Annotated in this window: 22 protein-coding genes and 1 pseudogene; 11 read left to right on the top strand and 12 right to left on the bottom strand. The window is 68.7% G+C overall.

Features of this window, described 5'->3' with window-relative positions:
- A pseudogene (locus AZE13_RS38530) lies at nucleotides 1-251 on the top strand (hypothetical protein); the annotation flags it as partial.
- 191 nt (nucleotides 252-442) lie between these two features.
- Here the strand turns inward: AZE13_RS38530 and AZE13_RS28920 are convergent.
- The 3 genes from AZE13_RS28920 to AZE13_RS28930 form a co-directional block, all read right to left on the bottom strand.
- Nucleotides 443-1,189 (bottom strand): SAVMC3_10250 family protein, encoded by a 747-nt coding sequence (locus AZE13_RS28920; protein WP_066938403.1) that lies wholly within the window; start codon nucleotides 1,187-1,189, stop codon nucleotides 443-445.
- A 230-nt stretch (nucleotides 1,190-1,419) separates the two neighbouring features.
- Nucleotides 1,420-1,650 (bottom strand): DUF397 domain-containing protein, encoded by a 231-nt coding sequence (locus tag AZE13_RS28925; protein ID WP_066938405.1) that lies wholly within the window; start codon nucleotides 1,648-1,650, stop codon nucleotides 1,420-1,422.
- Complete coding sequence (locus tag AZE13_RS28930) at nucleotides 1,647-2,510, bottom strand: helix-turn-helix domain-containing protein (RefSeq protein WP_066938408.1); 864 nt, start codon at nucleotides 2,508-2,510, stop codon at nucleotides 1,647-1,649. Before AZE13_RS28930 ends, AZE13_RS28925 begins: the two co-directional genes overlap by 4 nt.
- Nucleotides 2,511-2,886: 376 nt before the next feature.
- On the opposite strand from AZE13_RS28930, the gene AZE13_RS28935 reads away from it, so the two are divergent.
- The 6 genes from AZE13_RS28935 (at nucleotide 2,887) to AZE13_RS28955 (ending at nucleotide 7,190) form a co-directional block, all read left to right on the top strand.
- Nucleotides 2,887-3,315 carry an ATP-binding protein gene (locus tag AZE13_RS28935; RefSeq protein ID WP_258528051.1) on the top strand — a complete coding sequence of 143 codons (429 nt, stop codon included), beginning with the start codon at nucleotides 2,887-2,889 and terminating at the stop codon, nucleotides 3,313-3,315.
- 142 nt (nucleotides 3,316-3,457) lie between these two features.
- Nucleotides 3,458-3,820 (top strand): hypothetical protein, encoded by a 363-nt coding sequence (locus AZE13_RS28940; RefSeq protein ID WP_147264749.1) that lies wholly within the window; start codon nucleotides 3,458-3,460, stop codon nucleotides 3,818-3,820.
- A gap of 261 nt (nucleotides 3,821-4,081) precedes the next feature.
- The gene (locus AZE13_RS35970) at nucleotides 4,082-4,228 is read left to right on the top strand and encodes an albusnodin family lasso peptide (RefSeq protein WP_107288496.1); all 147 of its coding nucleotides are present in this window, start codon (nucleotides 4,082-4,084) and stop codon (nucleotides 4,226-4,228) included.
- 543 nt (nucleotides 4,229-4,771) lie between these two features.
- Entirely contained in the window at nucleotides 4,772-5,989 is a 1,218-nt protein-coding gene (locus tag AZE13_RS28945; RefSeq protein ID WP_258528052.1) for an albusnodin/ikarugamycin family macrolactam cyclase, read from the top strand.
- A complete protein-coding gene (locus AZE13_RS28950) occupies nucleotides 5,986-6,618 on the top strand; it encodes a lasso peptide biosynthesis B2 protein (RefSeq protein ID WP_066938413.1) in 633 nt (210 codons plus the stop codon). Before AZE13_RS28945 ends, AZE13_RS28950 begins: the two co-directional genes overlap by 4 nt.
- On the top strand, nucleotides 6,615-7,190 hold the full coding sequence (locus AZE13_RS28955; protein WP_066938416.1) for a GNAT family N-acetyltransferase: 576 nt from the start codon (nucleotides 6,615-6,617) through the stop codon (nucleotides 7,188-7,190). The genes AZE13_RS28950 and AZE13_RS28955 overlap by 4 nt, the downstream gene beginning before the upstream one ends.
- Before the next feature lie 95 nt (nucleotides 7,191-7,285).
- Here AZE13_RS28955 and AZE13_RS28960 read toward each other — a convergent pair whose 3' ends face one another.
- From AZE13_RS28960 to AZE13_RS38535, 6 genes are read right to left on the bottom strand one after another with little or no spacing between them, the layout of a single operon-like run.
- The gene (locus AZE13_RS28960) at nucleotides 7,286-7,780 is read right to left on the bottom strand and encodes a hypothetical protein (RefSeq protein WP_066938418.1); all 495 of its coding nucleotides are present in this window, start codon (nucleotides 7,778-7,780) and stop codon (nucleotides 7,286-7,288) included.
- A 1-nt stretch (nucleotide 7,781) separates the two neighbouring features.
- Complete coding sequence (locus AZE13_RS28965; protein WP_066938420.1) at nucleotides 7,782-9,959, bottom strand: hypothetical protein; 2,178 nt, start codon at nucleotides 9,957-9,959, stop codon at nucleotides 7,782-7,784.
- Nucleotides 9,956-10,120: a hypothetical protein gene (locus AZE13_RS37200; RefSeq protein WP_181690481.1), complete on the bottom strand. Its 165-nt coding sequence runs from the start codon at nucleotides 10,118-10,120 to the stop codon at nucleotides 9,956-9,958. Before AZE13_RS37200 ends, AZE13_RS28965 begins: the two co-directional genes overlap by 4 nt.
- Entirely contained in the window at nucleotides 10,069-11,682 is a 1,614-nt protein-coding gene (locus AZE13_RS28970) for a hypothetical protein (protein WP_079124484.1), read from the bottom strand. The genes AZE13_RS37200 and AZE13_RS28970 overlap by 52 nt, the downstream gene beginning before the upstream one ends.
- Complete coding sequence (locus tag AZE13_RS28975; RefSeq protein WP_258528053.1) at nucleotides 11,682-12,980, bottom strand: site-specific integrase; 1,299 nt, start codon at nucleotides 12,978-12,980, stop codon at nucleotides 11,682-11,684. Before AZE13_RS28975 ends, AZE13_RS28970 begins: the two co-directional genes overlap by 1 nt.
- A complete protein-coding gene (locus tag AZE13_RS38535; RefSeq protein WP_258528054.1) occupies nucleotides 12,981-13,136 on the bottom strand; it encodes a hypothetical protein in 156 nt (51 codons plus the stop codon).
- Between the two features lie 143 nt (nucleotides 13,137-13,279).
- Between AZE13_RS38535 and AZE13_RS28980 the strand changes: the two genes are divergently transcribed.
- Nucleotides 13,280-13,705 (top strand): hypothetical protein, encoded by a 426-nt coding sequence (locus AZE13_RS28980; RefSeq protein WP_066938423.1) that lies wholly within the window; start codon nucleotides 13,280-13,282, stop codon nucleotides 13,703-13,705.
- 144 nt (nucleotides 13,706-13,849) lie between these two features.
- Here AZE13_RS28980 and AZE13_RS28985 read toward each other — a convergent pair whose 3' ends face one another.
- Complete coding sequence (locus tag AZE13_RS28985) at nucleotides 13,850-14,542, bottom strand: tRNA-dependent cyclodipeptide synthase (protein ID WP_066938425.1); 693 nt, start codon at nucleotides 14,540-14,542, stop codon at nucleotides 13,850-13,852.
- 717 nt (nucleotides 14,543-15,259) lie between these two features.
- Here AZE13_RS28985 and AZE13_RS37205 point away from each other — a divergent pair.
- Entirely contained in the window at nucleotides 15,260-15,436 is a 177-nt protein-coding gene (locus AZE13_RS37205; RefSeq protein ID WP_181690482.1) for a hypothetical protein, read from the top strand.
- 726 nt (nucleotides 15,437-16,162) lie between these two features.
- On the opposite strand, the gene AZE13_RS28990 is transcribed toward AZE13_RS37205, so the two are convergent.
- Complete coding sequence (locus AZE13_RS28990; protein ID WP_066938428.1) at nucleotides 16,163-17,209, bottom strand: hypothetical protein; 1,047 nt, start codon at nucleotides 17,207-17,209, stop codon at nucleotides 16,163-16,165.
- Between the two features lie 202 nt (nucleotides 17,210-17,411).
- Entirely contained in the window at nucleotides 17,412-18,089 is a 678-nt protein-coding gene (locus AZE13_RS28995) for a hypothetical protein (protein ID WP_066938431.1), read from the bottom strand.
- Nucleotides 18,090-19,080: 991 nt separating this feature from the next.
- Between AZE13_RS28995 and AZE13_RS29000 the strand changes: the two genes are divergently transcribed.
- Both AZE13_RS29000 and AZE13_RS29005 read left to right on the top strand, forming a co-directional pair.
- On the top strand, nucleotides 19,081-20,073 hold the full coding sequence (locus AZE13_RS29000) for a sensor domain-containing protein (protein WP_079124486.1): 993 nt from the start codon (nucleotides 19,081-19,083) through the stop codon (nucleotides 20,071-20,073).
- Nucleotides 20,070-21,863, top strand: a complete 1,794-nt coding sequence (locus AZE13_RS29005; RefSeq protein ID WP_066938436.1) for a DNA/RNA non-specific endonuclease — start codon at nucleotides 20,070-20,072, stop codon at nucleotides 21,861-21,863. Before AZE13_RS29000 ends, AZE13_RS29005 begins: the two co-directional genes overlap by 4 nt.
- Nucleotides 21,864-21,887: the final 24 nt, after the last annotated feature.

Genomic DNA, 21,887 nt, shown 5'->3' on the forward strand with positions numbered 1-21,887 from the left:
CCCGCCAAGCCCGCACCGGCACCGAGGGCTCGGCGCAGGACAGCGGGCTGCCGGCCCACAGCTATCTGTTGGCCACGCGCATGCTGATCAAGCTGGACGAGCAGCAGCTCGGCCGGAGGGCCGCCGACCACGGACGAGCGCGCGGTGACGATCCGGCTCTGGCCGCTCAGCGGGGGCTGCTGATCCAGTCCGCCGGAGTCGTTGCACTTGCCGTGTCCCACACATCCTGTGTCGCTTTACACGGCGGTTGACCCGTCGGTGCGCATCGCGCCTGTGTGGCCCATCGTGTCTCTTTCGAGGTCTGCCGAGTGACGGAAGTCACGGTTCTTGGTGTTCTCAAAGCGTGTGCTCAAGAACCTCAGTATGCGGTACTGCCCAGGTTGCCTTCTGTGGAATCGGGCGGGTCTGGCACTCGACCACATGGGTCGCCGGGCTTGGCTTCTCAGCGCGGTGCGTATTCCAGGTACAGGGGAGTGGCCAGGATCATGTGCCGCCCATCGCGGTGCTGCTTGACCGCGAGTACGCGTGCATGGCCCGCGAGCCGTACAGGGGGCGACCACTCGTCGTGCGACGACCTGCCGTTCCGCCCTGACGCCCACAGAAATCCAACGGCAGTGAACACAACTGGGGCAGCGATCGGAGGGGTCGTGCCGCCGCCCGCGGCCTCGTCGGGCAGATCACGCAGACGCCGCGCGTACATGCGGAGGCCCTCCACGTAATAGCGGCCAACCTGTCGGCCAGGCGGCTCTTCCGGGGGCCGACGGTCAAGGACATGGGCTGCGGACCCGACAAGTACGAACGCTGGGGCATCGGCAGATGCGAAGTAGACCAACCCCTCGATCGTGGAGTGGCGACCCCGGACCCCGGGCCAGGCGTCGCCGTACCTGAACTCCTCCTCGAACCGGATCCAATCTCCGGCTCGGATGTCATCGTCCGTACGCAGACGGCGTCCGTACTTGCCCTCGATCAGGTTCACCACAGCATCCAAAGCGCCGACCGGGGAAGGCTGTTGGTTCTCACCGGCCGCCAGTGTGGCCTTCATCGAGATCAGCCCCGCATTCAGGCCCGCTTCGGCACCCAGCCGTTTACGAATCCGATCCGGGAGTTGCGGAGCTAGGGCGGCCAACTTGCTCTCGGACAGATACAGCAGGTCACGCATCGCCCCAGCCCGGTGTCTGCGCAGCGGCATGGCCCCCCACCTTGGGCATGAACACGGCCAAGTTGTTACGGGAAGAGTACAACCATTTGGTGTGCCCTCGCCGGGCCCGATGAGAGCGAGGTGCCCTCGGGGTTGCCGGGACACAGGGGCGGGAATGGGTGAGACTTGGTGGCCGGTCCGGGCGACTGGGGTTCGTTCGGACCGGCCTATGCCGCTGCCAAGCTGGTCTGCAGCCAGCGGGTATGGGGATTTCCCCGGAGTCAGGGACGGTTGAACTCCCCGCCCTGGGCTCCGTGGAGGAAGGCGTCCCACTCGTCCGGCCAGAACAGCAGAACGGAGCCGTGGGGGTTCTTCGAGTCGCGCATGGCGACGGCGCCTTCGGGGAAGGCGACTTCCACGCATGCGCCGTTTTGGGCACTGCGGGTGCTCTTGCGCCACACCGCGCCGTTCAGGTCGACCTGGGGCGTCTCGCGCCTGGCCTGGTTGTTCATGTCTTTTGCATCTCCCTTGCGATGCCCTTCAGCAACGCGGTTGTTTGCTGTGGATCGGGGGCTGCCGCCCGCAGCAGGTCGAAGCTCTGGGTAAACCTGCGGACATCGCGCTCCTTCTCCAGGTAGATGTTCCCGGCCGCAGATTCGACGTATATGACCGTGGGGGTCATCTGGCCGAAGTCCATCAGGGTGAAGGCTCCCACCATCGCCGCGTGGGCACCCTTGGCCAACGGCATGATCTGGATGGTCACGTTCGGCAGGGCGGCCACCTCGATGAGGTGGTCCAGCTGTTGCAGCATCACCTCCTTGCCGCCGACGGGCCGCCGCAGCACCGTCTCCTCCAGCACCACCCACAGTTCCAGCGGGCCGGATGGCCTCTCCAGCATCTGCTGGCGTCGCAGGCGGAACTTCACGAGCTGCTCGATGTCGGTCTGGTCCATCGGGTTGCCCGAGTCCATCAGCGCTCTGATGTACGGCTCGGTCTGCAAAAGGCCGTGCATGACGAACGGCTCGAAGGACCGCAGGGACACGGCGTCGGACTCCAGCCCGGCGTACGTGCTCATCCCCGAAGGCAGCACGTCGTCGAACTGGGCCCACCAGCCCTGCTGCTGGGCATCTTTGTGGATCTGCATGACCGCTTCCACCTGAGCCGCGTCATCCACGCCGTACCAGCCCAGCAGATCCCGCACATCCCGGGCCTTGATCGGGGCCTGCCCCGTCTCCACCCGGCTGACCTTGGACTGGGAGCACTCCAGGTGCGCTGCCACGTCCTCGATCTTCTTGCCGGCCTTCTCCCGCAGCCGACGCAGCTCGGCACCGAGCTGGCGTCTGCGGACTGTCGGACCGCTCGCAGGACTCATCGCCCCTCCTGACAACAACGTGCTGACGGTGTTGCTCTACGCAAGTCTGCCGCACCGGGCCGCCTCCGCGCTGCCGCCCAGGTGTTCGTTTGCGCGATGCCCAGACAAGTGAATATGCCACCTCCTCCACGCACTTGCGTGAGAGAACTTCGCTCCGCCATTCTGATGACGCTTCACGATCCGTAGCGCAACCGTCGCCGATCGTTCATGCGGGGTGTGTGCGGACGCCGTCGAAACGGGAGGAGCCCCGGCGATGCGAGCGGTGCCAGACCTGACGCACGAGCGGCCAAAGGACGACATCCCCACGCACCACCTTGCGGTCGGCGTGGTCAACACACGCCATCTGTCCTTCTCTGTCAACGCAGTTGAACCTGCGGTGCCTCTCGCACGCCGCGAGGTCGCCGCCCAGCTGGCTCTGTGGGGGCTGCCGCGCGGGTCCGCAGTGGTGGACACCGCCTTGCTCGTGGTCAGTGAGCTGGTCACCAACTCGGTGCAGCATGCCGCCGACGCCTCGCCGACCGTGGACGTGAGCCTCGCGTTGGGCGGCGGGGAGCTGACGGTCGCTGTGCACGACCGGCATCCGCGGCTGCCCCAGCCGGTGGAGGTCCCGCACCTGGACGGCAGCGGCGGATGGGGCCTGCGGCTCGTCAAAGCCCTGGCCGCCGAGGCGGGCGGCCAGGCCCGCATGCCGCCGGATGCGGACGGGCTCGGCAAGACCGTCACCGTCCGGCTGCCCCTACCAGCACTTCGGCCGGCAGCGGCACGCTCCCCCGTAACGCCGCTGCCCGCCGAGCCACACCCCTGACCCGGGTGTGTGGCGGGCGCCGCCCCCTCCCTGCGGCGCCGTCGGCGGCCCTGCCCTGCCACACATCAGCGGCGGGGCCGCCCCCAGGACTCGACCGAGACCGGCCAGCACATCGACTGCCACCTCACTCCAGGAGGAGAAAATGCCGGAACCAGCCCCCGCGCAGATGCCGTTGAGGGTCGAATTCGATGCCGCCAAGCGCGAGGTCGTCGTGGCGATGACCTACGGCGTCCCGCCGGACCAGACGACGCGGCGCAAGGCCATATCGTCGCTGGAAGCTCTCGTGATCGAGATCGCCGAACACCGCCACGAAGCCTTCCTGCAGACCCGTCTCGCCCAGCACCTGACCCGGGCGGCCGTCCAGCACCTCGAGGCCGATCCGACCCAGCTGGAGGCCGCCGTGCGCTCACTGGCCGACCCCACGAACGCAGTGCCGCTGGCGACCATCCTGCATGGCACATCCCAGCAGGCCGCCGCGGGCACTGCCCCGGCCGGCCAACGCTGACACCCCAGACTCCGGTCCCGCCACCGGTGATCATCCGCCCGTCCGGCACCCCCGAGGCCGACGGACGTCCACCGTGCCGGTGGCGGGCCGGTCCAGACGTCCGCCCAGTTCCCTGAACCGAGGCGGACCGGGCCCGCAGCAGTACGCGGGCCTCAGCACCACCTCGCCGCGACGGCCACGGGCCCGGCCCGGCGGCGAGTCATCCAGGCCCTGCCGCAGGCGGGGCGTTGTTCCACTCAACGGCGGAGAGGAGGAACGCACATGGAACACCAGAGTGGTGAGACCAACCGGCACGAGCGCGAGGAAAAGCGCATCCGGCCGACGGTGATTGACCTGGGCGACGCTGCCACCCTGACCAAGGGCAACAACAGCACCAGCGTCGAGTCCAAGCAGACGCCGTACAGCTGACGCGAACCGGCGGCGGCCTCCCTGACGGGAGGCCGCCGTCTCGCTGTTCAACCCATCAGTGTGGAAAGGGGTTTCGATGCGTTGGTTCGGAGGGTGTGCCCCAGGCGGCAGGCCGGTGGTCCCCGCGGATGCCCGGATGGTGTGGCACGATCCGCCGCTGTGGACGGTGGGACCGTGGCCGACGCGGCTGCTGCACACCTGCGACGGCGGCGGCGTACGGCTTGCCGTGTTCGGTTCCTGCTCGGCCGGCGAGGAGGACCTCGCCGCAGCGTTGACCGCCCGCGACTTCGCCGCCGCTGTCACAGGGTGGGCTGGTTCGTACACGGCCGTCCGGCTCAGCGCGACGGGGGTGGTCGAGGTGGTCACCGACGCGGCCTCTGCCTGCCCCGTCTATACCGTGGACACGCCGGGCGGCACGGTGTGGGGTTCGAGCTCGCGGGCCCTGTCGGGCCTGACCGGCGGGCGAGTCGATGCCGAGTGGATGGCCTCCTACCTGCTGGACCGCCAAACCCCCGGGCTGACCGCAGTTCCTGGGAAGGCGTCGTGCCCGTCCCGCCCGGGTGCCGGCTCGCCCTGGACGCCGACGGTCGGGCGAGCGTCTCGGCCTGGTGGACGCCGGTGTCGAGGCCGTACGAGGACGCCCTGCCGCTGGTGCACCGCGCACTGACCGCGGGGGTGCGGGCCCGGGTCGAGACGGCAGCAGCGGTCTCGACGGACCTGGCCGGGATGGACTCCACCACCGTCACGCTGATCGCCGCCCAGCACGGTCCGGTTACGGGCATCACCGTGCATCCCGACGGCATCACCGAGGGCGGGGACATGGCCTATGCCCGCGCGCTGACCACTTCGGGCCTTCGCCGGGTCAGCTTCCCGCTGCGGGCCGAGCACCTGCCTTTCACGCCTGCCGCGGACCGGCTCCCGGCGACGGATGAGCCCGCACCCTCGGCCGTCGTGTGGGCGATGCTGTCCGCCCAGCTGCACACGGCCATGCTGGACGGCTCCGTGTGCCATCTGACCGGGGATGGCGGGGACAATTTGTTCCTGGCGCCGCCCGCCCATCTGGCTGACCTCGCCCGCCGAGGACGTCTGCTGAAGGTGGCGGCCGATGCCCAGGCATGGGCCCACTTACGGAAGATCAGCCCCTGGCCGGTCCTGAAGTTCGCTCTGCGGGGTGAGGCGGCCCGGCTGGCTCGCCCCTGGCTCGCCCGACCGCCGTGGGTCACCACCACGGCGGCGGCTGGGGCCGTCAACGCGGCGGCGGGCAACGACGCGGACGCCGTGCTCGTCGCCGACGTCCGCGGAGCCGCCCGCCTCGCGAGTGCGGACGTCCAGCTCGCCGACGCGCTCGGCATCGAGTTGCACAACCCGTATTTCGACGGGGCTTTGCTCGATGCGGTCGTCTCCGTCCCCTCCTGGAGGCGGTTCTCAGTCCGCCGCTACAAGCCCATGCTGGTCGACTCGATTGGGGACCTGCTGCCCGAGGAACATCGTCAGCGGGACACCAAGGGCGTGTTCGCCGCCGACTTCCACCACGGCGTGCGGGCCAACCTGTCGCGCGTCCTCGCGCTGGCCGACGCTCGCCTGGCGGGGATGGGGCTGATCGATCCGGCGCCGCTGCGGGCCGCCGTGCACGGGGTGGCTCTGGGGGCGGACACGATCTGGCCCTCGCTGCTGACGGTGATGAGCGCCGAGATGTGGCTCGAAGCCGTCGAGACGGCACCGGCCACCAGCTGGGGCCCGGCGAAGGAGGTCGTGGCGTGAACGATGCGAACACGGTGTCGGTGATCACCCCGGACGCGTGTGTCACGATCGACTACCGTACGGGCCATACCCAGTTGAGGCCCTTCGCACCCGCCTCGGGCCCCGCTGGGGCCGGTAGCGTGGTGCGGCATGACGGCTCAGCCTTCTCCTGGGGGACGCTCGAAGTCTCCGCCATCCTCCCCGCCCCCACCGTGGTTCCGTTGCGGTGGCGGATCGGGGCCGTGCCTGCCGTGGCAGTGACCGCCGCAGCCCTGGTGATCGGTCCCCGCAAAGGAAGGTTCGCCCGCATGGTGCGGCTCGCCCGCGCAGGCCACTGGCTTCCGCCGGCCACTGATCAGCAGGCAGCGTATGCGGTGCGGGCCATGCGCCGGGCCGCTGCGGTGATCCTTGCCCGCTGGGCCTGCCTGGAACAGTCCACCGCCGCAGCCTTTCTCCTCGCCCTCGCCGGGCGGCGGGCCGAATGGCGCCACGGCCTGGCCACCGACCCCATACGGCTGCACGCCTGGATCGCCGACCCGGCCGGACGCCCGGTCGAGGAGCCGGCCGACACAGCCCTGTACACCCCGACCTGCACGCCAGACGCCCCCGGCCCCGCCAACCAGCGGGGCGCGAAAGGGAAATCCGCATGAGCAGTCCGCACATCCTCCTGTCCGGCGACCGCCTCGCCCTGGGCCAGCCCCGCCACGAGATGCTCGCCGAGTACCACAAGTGGGAGAACGACCCTGGCACCATCCTCGGCTACGGCAACCAGTTCCCCCAGTCCTGGGAAGTCCGCGAGGCCGGGTGGGAGGGCCAGCGCGGCAACCACAACTACCCCCAGTTCGAGGTCGTACGACTTGAGGACATGACGCCTGTCGGCATGACCGTGCTGCAGGTCAACCAGTTCGTCCGTACCGCCGAGTTCGTCATGGTCCTCGCCCCCGAGGCCCGCGGAAAGGGGCACGCGACGGAGGCCGCCCGCCTCACCCTCGACTGGGGCTTCCACCTCGGCGCCCTGCGCATGATCTGGCTGAAGGTCCTCGAACCCAACCAGGCCGGCATCGCCGCATACGAGAAGGCCGGCTTCCGGCCGGTGGGACGGCTTCGGCAGTCCGGCTACTGGCTCGGCCAGCCCGTCGACGAACTCATCATGGACGCCCTGCCCGCCGACTTCCCCGGCCCCTCCGCCGTCCGCACCGCCCTCGACACCGACTGTCCCTGACTACCGACAGTGGCCCCATCAGCAGTGGGGGTGCCGGGCGACCCACGCCTGGCACCCCCACTGTCGTCACAGCGAGCTTCGCGGGGTCGTCACCGTCAGCTGCACGACCCGTACGGTGCCGTACCGCTGGGCGCCGGGATTCGACGGACGTTGCCGCCAGCGGCAGCTTGCTTGCGCAGACGCTCGATCTCGTCGTGCTGAGCGGCAAGCCGGGAGATCGCCAGGGTCTTGAAATGGATCAGCTTCGCCAGTTCCTCGTCGCGAGCGGCGATGCGCTTTTTCAGCTCGGAGTTCTCCTTCTTGAGCCGTTCGATCTGCGCGACCCGAGGATCGACGACCTCTCCGGCGTCCTGGAGCTCCTTCACCCGCCGCTCGAACTCCTCGGCCAGGTGCTGGTAGGTGCCGGGCCGGGCGGTGCCGTCGCGGTTCTTCTTCGGATAGAAGCCGGTGCGGGTCACACTCGCCATGGAGGCGAGGGTCTTGAGGTCGGCTTTGCCGCCGGGCGGCAGGTTGCCGCTGAGGATCCGTTCCATGGCCGCGCGGATCGCGGCCTCGTTGCGGGTCTTGTCATCCTCGGTGAGCCGGGCCACCTCAGTCCTTTCCTGCCGGTGCCGTGGAGGCAGCGGCGTCGATCTCGGCGACGACCCGCAGGGCACGGTCGCGTTCGGGCACCAGCCGCGTCTTCTCACCCTTGGCCACCCGCGGGCTGTCGAGGAGGGCGTCAATCGTGGTGATCGTTCCGATCCACACCGGCCGCTGGCTGCGGTGGTGGGTGGCCTGCGGGCAGCGGGCCGAGTCACACAGGCCCACCAGGGGGCGCGTCGCGTCAGGGGTTCCCGCGAGGCGCAGGCACAGGGCCTTGGACGGATCGCGGAACCAGCAGAAGTTGGCCGGCCCGACATGCAGCGCCTTCGCCAGCTTGCGCAGGAGGCTCTCCAGGTGGCGGTCGTCGGTGAGGACCTTCGGGTCGGTACGGGCCGCTTCATTGAGCTGGGCATCGACATGGCGGAGCGCATCGATCAGGCCCCGAGCGCCGGGCCCGGCGGGCATGATGCCCGCCTGTGCGTCGCGGAATGCCTGTAGGGTCAGCTTCATGTGGTGCTCTTCCTCGGCCGCATGCATCTCGGCGTGGAACAGGCGCTGGGAGCCGCCGGGGCGGGCGGCATAGCCCTCGGCCGTGGCCACAGAAATGTGCTTCAGAGCGATCTTGGCTGCCAGCAGCCCGCCGGGGCGCTCGGCTATCGACAAGGCGAGCGTCCGGCGCAGCATCCTTGGACTGGTCGGGCCTTGAGGGATCACGGGCAGTCCCCAGTGCTCCCGGTTTCCGGTGCGCTCCAGCCAGCCGCGCAGGTTCTTCACCCGATCGCTCAGGCCGACGGAGCCGAACAGAGGGGCGCCCTGGGGACGGCGCACCAGCCGCTCGGCGAGTGCGACGGCCCGGTCTACCTGCTCGATGACCACCCACTCGTCAGGCACGCCGCCAAACCGCTTCCCCTTGATCAGGCGGCCCGCGAGCCCGTACCGGATGCCCCCACCCGGCACGCTGCGGGACTGGCGGCAGCCCACCGAGAGCTCCAGCAGTTCACTGGTCCGCATACCCGAGAGGGCCGACGTCAGCACCAGGCAGGCTGTGACCACGTAGTTCGCCATGAGCTGGAGGTCTTCGTCGCCCACTGGGTCAGTCCACGGGACCTGTTCGCCGCTGTCGGCCTGAGCGATGAGAGCGGCCTGCCGCGCCCACGGCCGCTCGATCCCCACCTCGGCGGCCAACTCCTGGACCTCCGGGAGTACCTGCTCGCGTGCGTACTCGTTGAAGACGCTAGCCCCGGCCATGCGGGCGAGCCGGCCCCACGCCAGATGAGTCAGTGGATCCGCTCCGTACCGTCCGACGCGTCGGCCCACCACGTCGGTGGAGAGCGCGGGCAGCGGTTCGCCGGCGGCTCGCAACCGTGCGAGGACCTCGCGCACGGCGGGCACACGCTCCTTGGTGACCCTGGGTAAATCCTGGCCGGAATCGGCCTCGGCCCGCACCACGTCGAGCAGGTCGGCTACGTGCGGGCCCACGACGTTGACCAGGTACAGGCAAGTGGCCAGCAGCGGCTGCAGAACGAGATCGGGGACCGCGGGTACGCGGTTTGGGCCGCCCTTCTTGAGGCCCACCACGGCGGAGGCGGACTTGCCCTCCCACGGGGCGAAGCCTTCGGTGCATCCGTCTCTCGACAGCAACTCGCCATAGAGCACCGGTAGTTGCATGGCGCGGACGACCTCGGCCATGGTGTCCGGTTCCAGGCGCCGCCGCGGCTCGCCGGGCACCGGCACGCTCCAGTGGCGCTCTTCGAGGTAGCGCTCGCACATGTGCTGGGTGACATCGTCGAGGCGGGTGACGCCCTGGTCCGTCAGCCAGTTGAACCAGTCGGTGAACTGCTGCAGGAAGCGGAAGCAGGTGCGTGGGCTGCGGACCGACCGGATCGCGTGCGCGCACTCCAGAACGGCTTCGTGCTGCGGCGCGAGCAGCGCCAGCAGGATCTCCTTGGCCACCGTGCGCCAGCACGGGTTAAGGATCTCGGCGAACTCCCAGATCAGTTCGCGATCCAGGACCATGCGGTGCGCGTCGATGAGCGCGGCGAACACCCATCGGTCTTGCTCGAACAGGACACGCGCCGCGCCGGGCGCCAGCCGCAGTCCGGCGGTCTCGCACACGTCCAGGCCAGTGAAGGCTGAGACCATGCGTCGCGGCCGGGCGGCGGGTGCTGGGGGACGGGGCATCATGCGGTGATCTCCTCGGGGCGGAGCGGCAGCTCGGTGCCGTCGTCGTTCGCGACTTCCTGTTCACCCTTCGCCTTCGCCTCGGCGGACAGCTTGGGGAGGATCTCGCGGGTCAGACGGTCGGCGTACGGGCCGAAGACCCGCAGGTAGTTCTCGGTGGGCATCTGCTGGAACTGGCGGGCGAAGAAGGCGTCCAGGCGCAGTAGATTCGCCGCGTGACGTGGCAGGAAGACGGCCAGGGGGCACAGCAGGCAGACCCATGGGCGTGCCGGCACGGCTGTCCAGCCGGTCCGTGAACGCCGGCCAGCTGGTCCGCACAGGCGGCGGTGAACACGTCCCGTTCACCGCCGACCAGTTCCCCGATCGCGTCGGCATCCAGTCCGAGCCGCTTCAGTTCATTGGGGAAGCCTTCGGCGAACGCCGCAGCCTTCTCGGTCGTCAGGACGACGGGTGGTAGGGCCTTGCGCAGGATGTCCGACATCCCGTCTTCGATGATCGACTCGACGGCGTCAAGCTGGGCCGGACTGGTCGGGGCAACGTAGTGGTCGCCTTCGGTCCGGGGCGTGTGGTTCGGGTCGATGGTGGCCCGGCCGGTCCAGCCTCTCCTGGCGAGCCGCTCCTCGTACGTCGCCCGGATCCGACCGCGGTGGATGGCGAAGGGCTTCCCGGTGTCGTCCACGAGGCCGAGTTCCTGGACGAGCACCTGCTGCGGCCGACCGGTCGGGGCCGTGCCGACAAAGCCCTGGGGCAGGGCGAAGGCGAGCCAGAAGCGGTCTCGGTACTCGGCGGGCGCGAACCGTCGCAGCGGCGTTGAGAACTCCAGCCACCGTTCCAGAAGGTGCACCGCCCGATCCGCAAGGTTCAGGCTCTCCTTCGCGGTCCGGCCCTTGAGGTACGTCAGCAGGACCGTCGTGTCGCCGGCCCAGTCGATGTCGCCGAGGTCCAGGCCGTCGATGCCATCGGGGACGACGCCGGAGTAAACGCCAAAGAGGAGCGCGTAGGCGATCTGGACGGATCGGGTGGGGAAGAGCCCTTCCCGGACTCTTCCTACGGTGGCGCGGACGGGGTCGGCAGTGCGTCTCGGGGCATATCCGCCCACGTACTCCTGATACCCGTTCTCGAACGACAGCGGGCCGTCGCGGAGCATCAACCAGGCGATGTCCTCCTCGCTGTGACGTCCGCTGACCAGAGGGTCCATGCCCTGCTTGGCCGCGGCCAGCAGGCGCTTGTGCCGGGCCCAGCGGTCGTCCACGGCTTTGCGGCACGCGGCCTCCAGCCGCTCCCACTCACCGTCGGTGTACGCCTCGTGGGCCTTGGTGACCTGGTTGGCCTGGATCGGAGCTCCCTCGAGGTAGGTCCGAACGTCCGGGCGCAGCCCACCGGTTACCTGGTCGAAGCCCTTGAGCAGCAACCGAGTTTCCGACTCCCGGGCGCGCGTGCTGGCCAGCCAGTAGCGCATGAGCACGGGGCGGGTCAGGTCCGATGCCGCTCCGGTGAACCCCGCTGCGGACAGCTTCTTCACCATCTGCCGAAGCGAGACGGCCCGGTACTCGGCCACCCGCTTCTTGCCGATGGCGCCGGTCGGATGGGTGTTCTCCGCGAGCCCCAGTGCGAGGTCCCGGGCCAGTCGGGGGTTCGGAAGGCCCTCCAGGTTGGCCGTCCACTCGGTGCCGTCTGGCAGAATGAAGTGGACGGACAGCGGCTTCGTGATGACGGTCGCGGGCATCAGTCGGTCTCCTCATCGCTGAACTCGGCCGCCACCTCGCGTGCTACTGCCGGGTCCGGGCCGACGGCCGTGGCCTTGTAGGCGTCACGGAAGATCCGGTTCACGTCGAGTCGAGCGATGTAAAGCTCCGTGGACGTGACGCTCCAGTGCCCCAACAGGTCCCGCAAGATCACCATGGGGTCGTTCGTCAGCAGGTACAGGGCCATTGCCGCGTCGTCGCCGGTGTCCGAGACCAGCGCCGCGGCCCGCTGATAGTGGCGGGTCATCAGCCACTCCAAGGTCTGCATGGCCATCGAATGACGGAGTCGGTGCGGAGCTACAGTCGGGAAGCGCGGCTCATAGCGCTCGCGGATCCGGGCCGACGTACGGCGGAAGACCGTCGCCCAGTCCACGAACGGCTTGCCCGTGGACTGCAGGCCCACCAGCGGAGACTGCCCCTCCGGTGTCACCAGGCACAGGCGCTCCTGTGGTCGCAGCTTCCGCCACGACCGGCGCACGCCGTTGAAGTGCGCCCCCTCCCAGTCGGGGTTCTCCACCAGCAGCATCGGCCCCAACTTTGCTGGTGGGTGCCACTTGAAGCCCTCTGCCGATGCCGCCCGGTCCAGGTCGATGTACTGGTGCATCGCAGCGAGCCGGTCGTAGTGGATCCACGTCGTGCGGTCCTTCTCCCCCTTGGTGATCGCACGCGCGAGGGGGAACAGCACCGGCAGCGTCGTCGGGCGAGGCGGCAGCGGAGGCACCTCGTAGAGCGTCAGGTGGGTGAACTCCTTCTTCCGCAGCCCGCTGGAGAGGACCAGCCCGCCCATCGCGGAATTCCGGGCGCCCTCGCGCGGCCGGCGGTATCGGGCATCGGGCTCTCCATCCGGCCCCAGCCCCTCCAGGGCCTGAACGAACAGCTCGGAGAAGTCCCGCTCAAGGTGCTTGATCGTCGTGTGCGGGCGCGGTTGCCGCACCTTCGCAAGGTTGCGCTCCACGTCCACCAGCACCCCCTGCGCCATGCGCTTGCCGGCCTGGTAGGTGAAGGGCATGGCCACGGGGAGTCCCTCGTCGCGGGCCCACCGGTAGAAGTACGACAGGATCCCCACGTGAAGGTTCCAGGTGGTGTGGTCCCATCGCGCCTCCAGTGGACCGGCGAGCCGGTACTGCGCGTACATGCTCAAGGCCGCACGAAGGACCTTCCGGTCGGCCAGCAGGTCGACACCCCGCCCCTTGAGGAAGACCATCCAGTCGCGCAGGCACCTGGCGTTGTTCTCCCAAGTCCGCTGCGCTGGGGCTCCGTTGAGAGGCAGGTCACGCAACTACTGGTTCACGTACACCGTGGGGCGTGGGGATCCCGGAGCGTCCTCGAAGACCAGGTCCTCGTCGAGGAGGACTGGCATCTGGTCCCGTATGAGCGGCTGATGAGCCACGTCCCAGGACTCCCACCCCGCAGGGGCGAAGTTGATCAAATACATGGCCGGGACAGTAGGTATCCGACTCACTCTGATGCAACAGACTGTCCAGCTCGCCCCGGGCCTCCGCGGACAGAAAGCGACACGAGCATTAAGCAGCGACTTCCGCCGCCTACACCGCCGGCCGCACCGGCGACGCCGCCGGAATGCGGGAGCTGACCGGCGAAGCCGCGGCCATCGCCAAGCAGCTGGGCGGCACGACGCTGCTGCGGAACCACAGCGGCGGATTCAGCCCCACAACCGTCCAGCTACACCTCATCTCCGCCGAGAACTCCGCCGGCGACCCCTCCACCGCACTGGCCGCCGCGAAAGCAGTGGCGCCGCAGAGCCTGCCCAGCACCGAGCGCCGCGCCCGCTACTGCACCGACATCGCCGCCACCTACGGCCACTGGGGCCGCCGGGACGAATGCATCCGATCCCCCTCCTGGCCGCCGAGCACCACGCTCCCGAGGAGACCCGCAGGCGACCTGCGGTCAAGTCACTGGTATCCGGGTTACTGGTCTGCGGGCTGCTGGTCTCCGGGCGGACGACTACCGAACTCCGCGGACTCGCCGCCCGCGTCGGCGTCCTGAGTACGTGACGCTGTCGAGGACCTTGAAGAGCGGGACCGCGTAGGCGTTGCCGGCCAACGCTGCTCGTCTTCCTGCACTGCAGCCGGCTCGTGGCGGCGGCGCCGACGCTCACCACCAGTCGAGCAGCACGCCTCGCTGTTCCCCTCAGCCTCGTCTGGCCTCGAGGACGCGCACGCCGATGTAGGCCTGGCCGGCAAAAGCCCGGTAGCGGGAGACAGGATCGAAGAAGTAGCGGAAGAGCGCGGCCGGCCGACTGTAAGCGGTGACCGCTTCGGCCGAGTCGAAGATGCCGACGGCATTGAGAACCAACGGCAAGGCCTTCTCGCTGTGGATCAGTCCAGCCTCGATCTGCTGCTCGGTCGGCTCCCAGCCTCCGGGCATCCGAGCCTTGGCCGCATCCCGAGTCCCCTGCCGCTGCAGGGACCGGTAGACGGGGTCGTCCAGGGCCGCCTGCCGGGCATAAGCCCGCGCCCGCTGGTACTCGGGATGGCCACTGAAGTCCCCGAACTCACTGACCCGCACACCCGGATCACCGGCCGCCTGCCGGGCGCGGCGGATCCGCGAGGCCATCTGCCGGATGTCCGCCCGGGCCTTCTTTGCTGCCACCTGCGCTGTCCGGCCCTGGGCCAGGTAGGTGGCCGCCGTCATCTGAAGATCGGACACCACGACGTCCGCGCGTTTCATCTCCCGCGCAGCCCACCGCAGCAGGACCGTCAAACGGGAGACGGAGAAGTACGGGTTACCGGGACTCACCATCAACACGAGATGCTCCCGCCCCGCCAGGATCTCGGCACACCCATCGCTGCAGGGCTCGATCTCCACCAGGTCCTCTGTCACGCGGGTTTCTCACTCCCTTCCGCCAGCACGATCACAACTAGCACATACAGAACCAAAACGACTGACACGGCGGCTGGCGAACGTCGCACGGTCCTGCACGGGCGAACGTGGAGCGGTGGCGTCAGGCACAGCACCGGCCGACGGCGTGGGAAGCGCTCAGCGCGGAGCAGCACGACCGGCTGACACAGCTGGGGCGACGCCGACGGCCGGGCCGTCGAGGCCGGCGTCGACGGCCGGCGGCGGCCGGCCGACAACCCGACAGAACCAAGCACCAGCAGCGCACATCTGCGGTCCGACATCGGCCGGACACGGCGGATGTCGCACGTGGCGTAGGCGGCACCGGCAAGCGCGGTGCACGAACGGCCGGGCGTCTGCGGTTGGGCAGGGCCGCCGCTGGAGTGTCCGCGCCCTGGGGCTTGGCGGGTTCTGCGTCTGTACGGCGGTGTGGGAAGGCGGTCATGGTGTTGGCGGGCTTGTTGCCCCGTATGGCCACCAGAGATGAGGAGGCCCAAGTGATCGGCTTCAGCGAGACCGTGGCGGTTCAGACCGTCGAGGAATTCCTCACCCCGGACGAGGCCGCTCAGCTGGTCAAGATCATCGATGCGCACCCGCGGGAATCCGGTCTGGTGCACCGGAGAGCCCCGGAGGAGGCGCAGGAGATCCTTCAGCACGCGGTACACCGATCCTTACCGGTGATCCCTTCCGCACCACCCCTGCGTGCAGGAGTACGAACAGGCAGCCACATGGATCGACGCACTGCCACGCACCCGGTGGCTCAGTGACACCGCCACCGGCACCGCCACCCTCTACGGCGTCCAGGTCATCCACGGCGTCACCCCCGTCACCCAGGGCCGGCTCCGCAAGTTCATCAGCACCCTCACCGCCAGCACCTGACACAGCACACACCCAAGCCAGCCACGACGGGCAGAGCGCCGGCGCCAAACGACGCCACGGAGGCAACCAACACACCCCCGGGAAGGCGCCCGAACGACGGTGGAAGACGTGGCGAGTTCCGACCGGTCGAGTCGGTCAAGCGCAGGCCCGTTGGGAAGTGAGACGGCCGACGGTGAGCCGGTCGGGTGCGCGCGGTGGAGCGAGGTGCCCGCGCACCGTCGCCGAGTCCCGCCTCAGCGGGTCCGGCGGGCGGCAGCTGGCCGCCGCGGTCCGGCGGCGCACCACCGGTGCACCCGCCACCGCCGTGCCGGTGGACGAAGGGGCGCGGCGCCTGGCCGGCCTAGGCCACCGAGTCGACCTTCCAAAAGACCGGGTTCACCGTGCCGGCCGCTCACAGCTCCTCGTGGGCCGGTGACCTGCCCTCCCGCTACGCCCGGTGGCGCCTTTGTCGACACGACCGCTGACGAGCAGATCACGAACGAGCAGCGGATCGGCGACGACGAAGGCAGCGCGGCCAGCCAGCGACAGCTCAAGTACCGGGCCGTGGGAGCGCAGCGAGGTGAAGAAGTGCAGGGGTTGCGGGCCAAGGCGGCCAGGTGGCCGAGGACGGGAAGAGCACCGGGGGCACGAGGGGGCAGACCGTTGGCGGGCATCGCTCTCCTCGGTTTACCGAGGCCGTAACTGGCGAGACGCGGTCGTAGCTCTCCCTGATTTCCGAACATCATGTCAAAGAGTCCGGAAATCTACCAGATCAACACAGCCTGCACGGCAAGCAATTTCCCGGTAACGCTGGAACTTCACCACGTTCCTGCCACCACTTCCACACTCGGCAACGAGGTCCTTCATTCGATATCTCTCGTCGCATAAATGCCAACGAACATACCCTCGGACAAAGCCATTCACCACCTTTAGCACAGACGCAGATTGCCTGCGCTCAAATAAGCACCTCAACTGCCGTACGGCCCTTACGGCGCCATCGATGATTCTCCTGAGCGCCTGTTCGACATCTATACCCTCCGTTACGCAAAGGGTATTCACCAGGCAAATGTCGCCAGCGAGCCCATTCTCTTCTTTATAGAAAGAGAACACGTCATTCACCAAGGCGATGACTGGGTCAACGTGAGCGACGACAGTCACAATGTCCCCAAAATGCTCATCCTCGTCGAGCTGTCCAATGGGGAACAGGGCCGCCCCGGAGAAATCCCCCAGTCCGTTCAGGCGGCGGAGGAACATCGAATATTCACTCGCCCCCGCAAAACCTTGGAACTGATGGCTTTCGATCCAAGATCCCTGAATATACTCCAGGGTGCTCTTGAGCATGGTGAGCTGTGAGAACTTCCCATAGTGGCGAAGCAGGTCCGGGAGGAAGCGGAAGATCGCCCTGTACCTCGGATGCATCAGTTCATTCCCGCACACCAGATCGCACACAAAGGGATCCATAAGATTGGAGTCCTTTAGGAATGGATCACCTTCGGGGTCGTCTTCCATGATGGCATGTGAATAGTAAATATTCAGGAGGAGCATGACATTTCGCGGAAGGTTCCCCCAGCCGAAAACGGTCATCCGAGTGATCGTTCGCACAATACTCATCAGCTGCTGATGATCGAGCGATATTCCCTGCATGTGCGACTGACTGAAATACTGTATTGTTCCGTGAAATATGAAGCGTAAAGTCTCTGCACGCTCATCGACGGAGCCTTCCGGCTCACCGTATTCGATTTCCTCCAGGAATTCTACGACCATGTCGAGGTATCGTTCCGCAGGGACGTCCATGCTCGGGTCTCCTCCAGATTCACCCATTAAGGCATCAGAGAGCAGTTATTGAGTTGATCGCTCGATAATGCTTCTCGGTCGATGAGCCCATACTGGTCATTGCCCGCAAGGAATGCCGCGCAGGCTCTCCCGCAAGAGATTGGCTCGAACTGGATTCTCTGAGACCTGGCCGGTCGGCTCGTCGCCATTCGCGGCGCGTCCGTCAGGGCCGAGCATGATCTGGTGTTTTGCACCTGGAGCGCGGACCATTGATCAGCCACGCTGGTTGAGAGCCCGCGTGAGTTCTCAGTTGGCGCTCCGCGTGCTGTCCCGGTTCCTCGACGCCTTCGCTGAGCACAGGACTGAACGTTCCGCCACCACCGCCGGTACCCGTGCTGCCGGCGTCGTTGTTCGGGCACCGGCTGGGGACGTACCCGGAGGCGGCGTTGCTGTCGGCACTCCCGCCGTTGCCGCCGTTGTTACCGGTGGTGGTGCCGGCGCGGCCGAGGTCGACGCCTTCCTGCATGGCGGTCATCAGCGCGACCAGAGTGGCCTTGCCGGGCAGGCCGAGTTTCTTGGCGACCTTGTCGATGGTCTGGGCGTTGGTGATCTGCTGGGCGTGGACGCTTCCCGTTGCCGGACTCGAGCCGCCGGTGTCGTAGACGGTGGTGGCCGAGTCGGTGCCCGGCCCGGTGTCCTCACAGCTGGAGGCGGCCGACGCGGGGGCGGGGAGCAGTGCCCCTGCCAGCATCAGCAACAGCAGGAAGACGGCCGCGCCGATGACTGCGCTCTTGAGCAGCAGGCCGCGCTTGACGAACTTGGCGGCCGTGAGGGTGGCGTGGGTGATCTGCCGCTGGTCCGCCGCTACGCCTCGATGCCCAGGACACGGGTGACCATCCACGGCCGGCCGACGTCGGCGCGGGAGACCTCAAGGGTGAAGTGGCGGGTGTCGCGGTAGGCGTCGGTGCCCTTGACGTCGACGGTGACGGTGGCCTGCCGCCAGACGCGGGCGGTGGTGTCGGGGCCTACCGCTGTTTGCCGGCGGGCTGGCCTATCTCGACCTGTGACGGTTTGGCTTCAGTGGCCTGGGCGGCGCCGAAGGGCTGGGGTGCGTGCCGGTCGCGGGTGGGGCCGTGGGACTGGGGGCGGCCTTCGGCGTGAGCTGGTCCTTGTTGCTGGGCCACAGCCAGGCGGCGCCGGCGACCAGGCCGGCGACGGTCAGGGCGACGATCGGCACAGTGATCGGGGTGGGGACTTTGCGGCGTTCGGCCTTGATCCACGCGATGCGTGCATCGCGCCGGGCGGAGCGCCATGCCTTGTTCGCACGGCGTCGCTTGCGGAACCGAGGTCGGGGAACTCGTCGGACAGCTGCTCGACGCGAAGGGCCTTGCGCCCTTCGGCGGCGGGACCGCGGAACTGCCGCTGTACGGCCCGTCTGCTGCGTGCTGGTGGTGTTCTTCCGGCGCCGATGGCTGCTGGGGTTGGTGGTGGGGTGCGGGGTGTCGTGGTCGTGCACAGCTGGCTTCGTACGAGGTGTGCGTGGGCAGGGCGGCATGACGGGATGGCCCCGTGGCGGTCCGGCCGCGCGTGGTGGCCGGACCGAGGGACTGGGTGAGGGCGGGGCGCGTTGAGGGCAGCGTTGTCGAAGTCGTCCCGCCACTCGTACCGGGCGGCGGCGGTCTGCCACCGTCTGGCTGGTCACATCGCCCGCCCGTCACTATCGCGTGACGCCTCCGTCGGCCGGACGGTCGGCTACGCCGGCCATTCCGCGGTGGCGGCGCGCCCATGCCTTCCCATCAGCGGGTCCATTGCTCTGTCAGCGGGATTTCATCGGCCGTGGCTAGCGTCAGCGGCGTGTGATGCAGGCGATAGGGGAATCAGGGGGAATCAGGATGGCTGACGGCGCCGAGTACAGCATCCAGCCGACTACGGATCCGGGCAGCGGTGCGCCGGTCGGCGGTGTGCCGGTCGGCGCCGCCGGGCCTCCTGCCAGGCCGCTCGAGGAAGGGGGCGCACCGCGGCTCCCGGTCGGCCCACCGCCGGGCGCGGCCGGACCGGCGGCCGGTTCAGGGGCGGCGAAGCCGGCCGCGTTGCTTCGCTCGCTGCGGGCGAAACGGCGGCTGTTGGCATCCGGTGCGGCCTCCTTGCCGCAGCGACCGGGTCCGCAGTCGCAGCCCGCCTCTTGGCGCAGTGCGGGCAGGCGCCGTCTGCCTCGGTTGCTGCGCCACTGGCCGCTGCTGGTGGCTGCCGTGGTGCCCTGCCTCGTGCTGGCCGGCATCGGATGGTGGCTCTGGCCGCAGCAGCCGGCCGGCGGTCCGCCGCACATTGCCGCGGGCACCGTCCAAGCGGACCTCGTCAGCCCTGACAGCGCCAGCCGGGTGGCCGGGACGACGCTGGTCGCCGGCGCGCAGTCGAACCGGCCCAACCCTCCACTCACCGTGTCACCGTCGGACTGCGCCGTCGCTGCGGGACCGACGACCGAGTCGGTCTACGGGCAGGCGTGGACGGCGTTCCTGTCGGCTACCTATCAGGACGCGGGGGCCACGGGCGCCCACACCGTGAACCAGGTGATCGGCGTGTTCCCGGATAGCAAGAAGGCCGATGCGGCGTTCACGACCCTCACCGAGGGCCTGTCCAAGTGCCCGTCCTCGACACGCACCGACCAGGCCGGCCGTACCTCGAAGTGGACGTACAAGGCCCATCCTCCGACCGAGATCGCCGTGGCGTGGACGGCGGCACAGGACGGCAGTGCGCACTGGGCCTGCTCCCACCAGGCACGAGTGAACGGGGCGAGTCTCGTCCAGGTCTCGGTGTGCCAGGCCGGTGACAGTCAGCCGACCGCCGCGAAGCTCGCCGACAAGCTCGCCAGGAAGGTAAGCCGATGACCACGATCCCGCTCAAGCCGACTGCGCGCCGCCTGCGCACCATGCGGCGCGTCGTCCTCCTGGTGCTGGTCGCACTCCTGGTGCCGGTCGTCGGCACGGGAGCGCCGGCGAGCGCGGCCACCAGCGCCGCGGGGGCCCTGGCGCAGCCGGGCGCGGTCTCTCCGCTGGTCCCGTCCGGGGACATCACGGCCGCCTCGGCGGAACTGGTGCGGCAGGTCGAGGAGTTCAACCGGCAGGAGGCGGAGATTGCGCGGCAGGCGAAGGCCCTGGTCGCCGAGGCTGAGCGGATCACCAAGGATGCCGCCGCCTTGCGCGCCGACACCTCGTCTTTCAACTCCAAGACCGCTTCCGTGAACCAGAAGACCAGCGACTTCAACTCGCGTGCGACAGCCCTGAACGGGAAGATCAGCGCCCACAACAGCAAGCCGCACACCTTCCGGCTGCCCGCACAGGCCGCCGCGGCCAACGCGTACGAGGCCGAGGCGAGCAGGCTGAGGGCCGAGCAGTCCCAGCTCCGGAGCACGAAGAGCAGTCTGCAGAACGAGCAGAGTCAGCTCAGGGAACAGGGTTCCAAGCTCCGTGCCAAGAAGTCCCAGCTCGCCGCGGCCTCCTCAGCACACGACGCGAAGGCCGACGCGCTCCGGAGCAAGGAGCAGCAACTGCAGTCCCTGGGCCAGCAGTTGCTCCAGCAGATGGCGCAGGCCGTGCAGAGCCTCGTGGACAATCCGCCGAACCCGGCGGCGATGATGGACCAGGGCGGTGACGCGGCCGCTCCGCCGCAGTACCGCGACCAGTCACAGAGTCAGGAAGCCGGCCTTGCCGACAGCCCGTCCCGGCAGCCGCAGGCCTCCGCCCTGCAGGCGTATGCGCAGCGGAACGACACCACCGTCGACATGCAGCCGGGCACGGCGTATCTGACGCCTGAGGCCGTCGGGCGGCTTCCCGCCGCGCAGGCAGCGCGGCTCGGCAGCCCCTCCACCACGTACGACGGGCTGGTCCGCCAACCGAACGGGCACTACACGGCACTCCGGGTGCAGACGCCGGGGGCTTCCGAGACTCCGGGGCAGAAGGCCTTCAAGACCGCCCTGACCGGCCGCGGTCAGCTCGTCGCGTACAAGTCCGGTGTGAAGCTCATCATCGACGAGTTCAAGCCCGTCCCGGCACCGAACTCCCCGGCTCCCGGCCCTGGCAATCCGCCGCCTCCTCGGGACGGCAAAGCTGCCTGCCTGACCGCCAAGCCGGCCTGGGCGAGGGCCAGCGGGGGCGGGTGGATCGCCAACACCAGCCAGAACGTGGCCCTCCACAACAAGACCGTGGATCCGGGCCCCTCCGGTAGCCGGGCGGCCACGGCAGAGGCCTGTCTGACGAAGCCCCTTGGCCCGGGGAACGAGGCCCAGGGTGACATCACCGGCTTGGAGGACGCCAGGGCACAGGCTCCCCACGGTGGCCTGGCCCGCTGCCACCTGATCGCCAACGTCCTCGGAGGAAGGGGCCGGTACCGGCCGGACCGGGCGAACCTCGTCCCGTGCTGGCAACGCGGAATGAACACCAAGGGGAAGAGCATGCGGCACTATGAGATACGGGTCAAGAAGGCGGTGGACACGCTGCCCAAGGACGCGGCCGTGCACTACGTGGTGGCTCCCTTCTACCGGAACGCCTCCAGCACGATCCCGGAGGCTGTCAGCATCAGTGCCACGGTTCAGCTGCCCAACGGCGCGTCATGGCCCGTCTTCCATGAGATGAGCCTGCTGAACATCCCGCACGACGGTGGGCCCAACCTGGGGAACTGAAGCCCGGTCCGAGGAACTGTGACA

The sequence above is a fragment of the Streptomyces sp. NBRC 110611 genome, assembly GCF_001590865.1.
In the GTDB taxonomy this organism is placed as follows: domain Bacteria; phylum Actinomycetota; class Actinomycetes; order Streptomycetales; family Streptomycetaceae; genus Streptomyces.

Excerpts from the sequence above, each read along its gene's own strand:
- AZE13_RS28955 (WP_066938416.1), top strand. The coding sequence starts at position 6,615 with ATGAGCAGTCCGCACATCCTCCTGTCCGGCGACCGCCTCGCCCTGGGC.
- AZE13_RS29005 (WP_066938436.1), top strand. The coding sequence starts at position 20,070 with ATGACCACGATCCCGCTCAAGCCGACTGCGCGCCGCCTGCGCACCATG.
- AZE13_RS28940 (WP_147264749.1), top strand. The coding sequence starts at position 3,458 with ATGCCGGAACCAGCCCCCGCGCAGATGCCGTTGAGGGTCGAATTCGAT.
- AZE13_RS37200 (WP_181690481.1), bottom strand. The coding sequence starts at position 10,120 with ATGCCCACCGAGAACTACCTGCGGGTCTTCGGCCCGTACGCCGACCGT.
- AZE13_RS35970 (WP_107288496.1), top strand. The coding sequence starts at position 4,082 with ATGGAACACCAGAGTGGTGAGACCAACCGGCACGAGCGCGAGGAAAAG.
- AZE13_RS29000 (WP_079124486.1), top strand. The coding sequence starts at position 19,081 with ATGGCTGACGGCGCCGAGTACAGCATCCAGCCGACTACGGATCCGGGC.
- AZE13_RS28930 (WP_066938408.1), bottom strand. The coding sequence starts at position 2,510 with ATGAGTCCTGCGAGCGGTCCGACAGTCCGCAGACGCCAGCTCGGTGCC.
- AZE13_RS28990 (WP_066938428.1), bottom strand. The coding sequence starts at position 17,209 with ATGGACGTCCCTGCGGAACGATACCTCGACATGGTCGTAGAATTCCTG.
- AZE13_RS38535 (WP_258528054.1), bottom strand. The coding sequence starts at position 13,136 with ATGTATTTGATCAACTTCGCCCCTGCGGGGTGGGAGTCCTGGGACGTG.
- AZE13_RS28970 (WP_079124484.1), bottom strand. The coding sequence starts at position 11,682 with ATGCCCGCGACCGTCATCACGAAGCCGCTGTCCGTCCACTTCATTCTG.
- AZE13_RS28925 (WP_066938405.1), bottom strand. The coding sequence starts at position 1,650 with ATGAACAACCAGGCCAGGCGCGAGACGCCCCAGGTCGACCTGAACGGC.
- AZE13_RS28965 (WP_066938420.1), bottom strand. The coding sequence starts at position 9,959 with ATGATGCCCCGTCCCCCAGCACCCGCCGCCCGGCCGCGACGCATGGTC.
- AZE13_RS28980 (WP_066938423.1), top strand. The coding sequence starts at position 13,280 with ATGCGGGAGCTGACCGGCGAAGCCGCGGCCATCGCCAAGCAGCTGGGC.
- AZE13_RS28920 (WP_066938403.1), bottom strand. The coding sequence starts at position 1,189 with ATGCCGCTGCGCAGACACCGGGCTGGGGCGATGCGTGACCTGCTGTAT.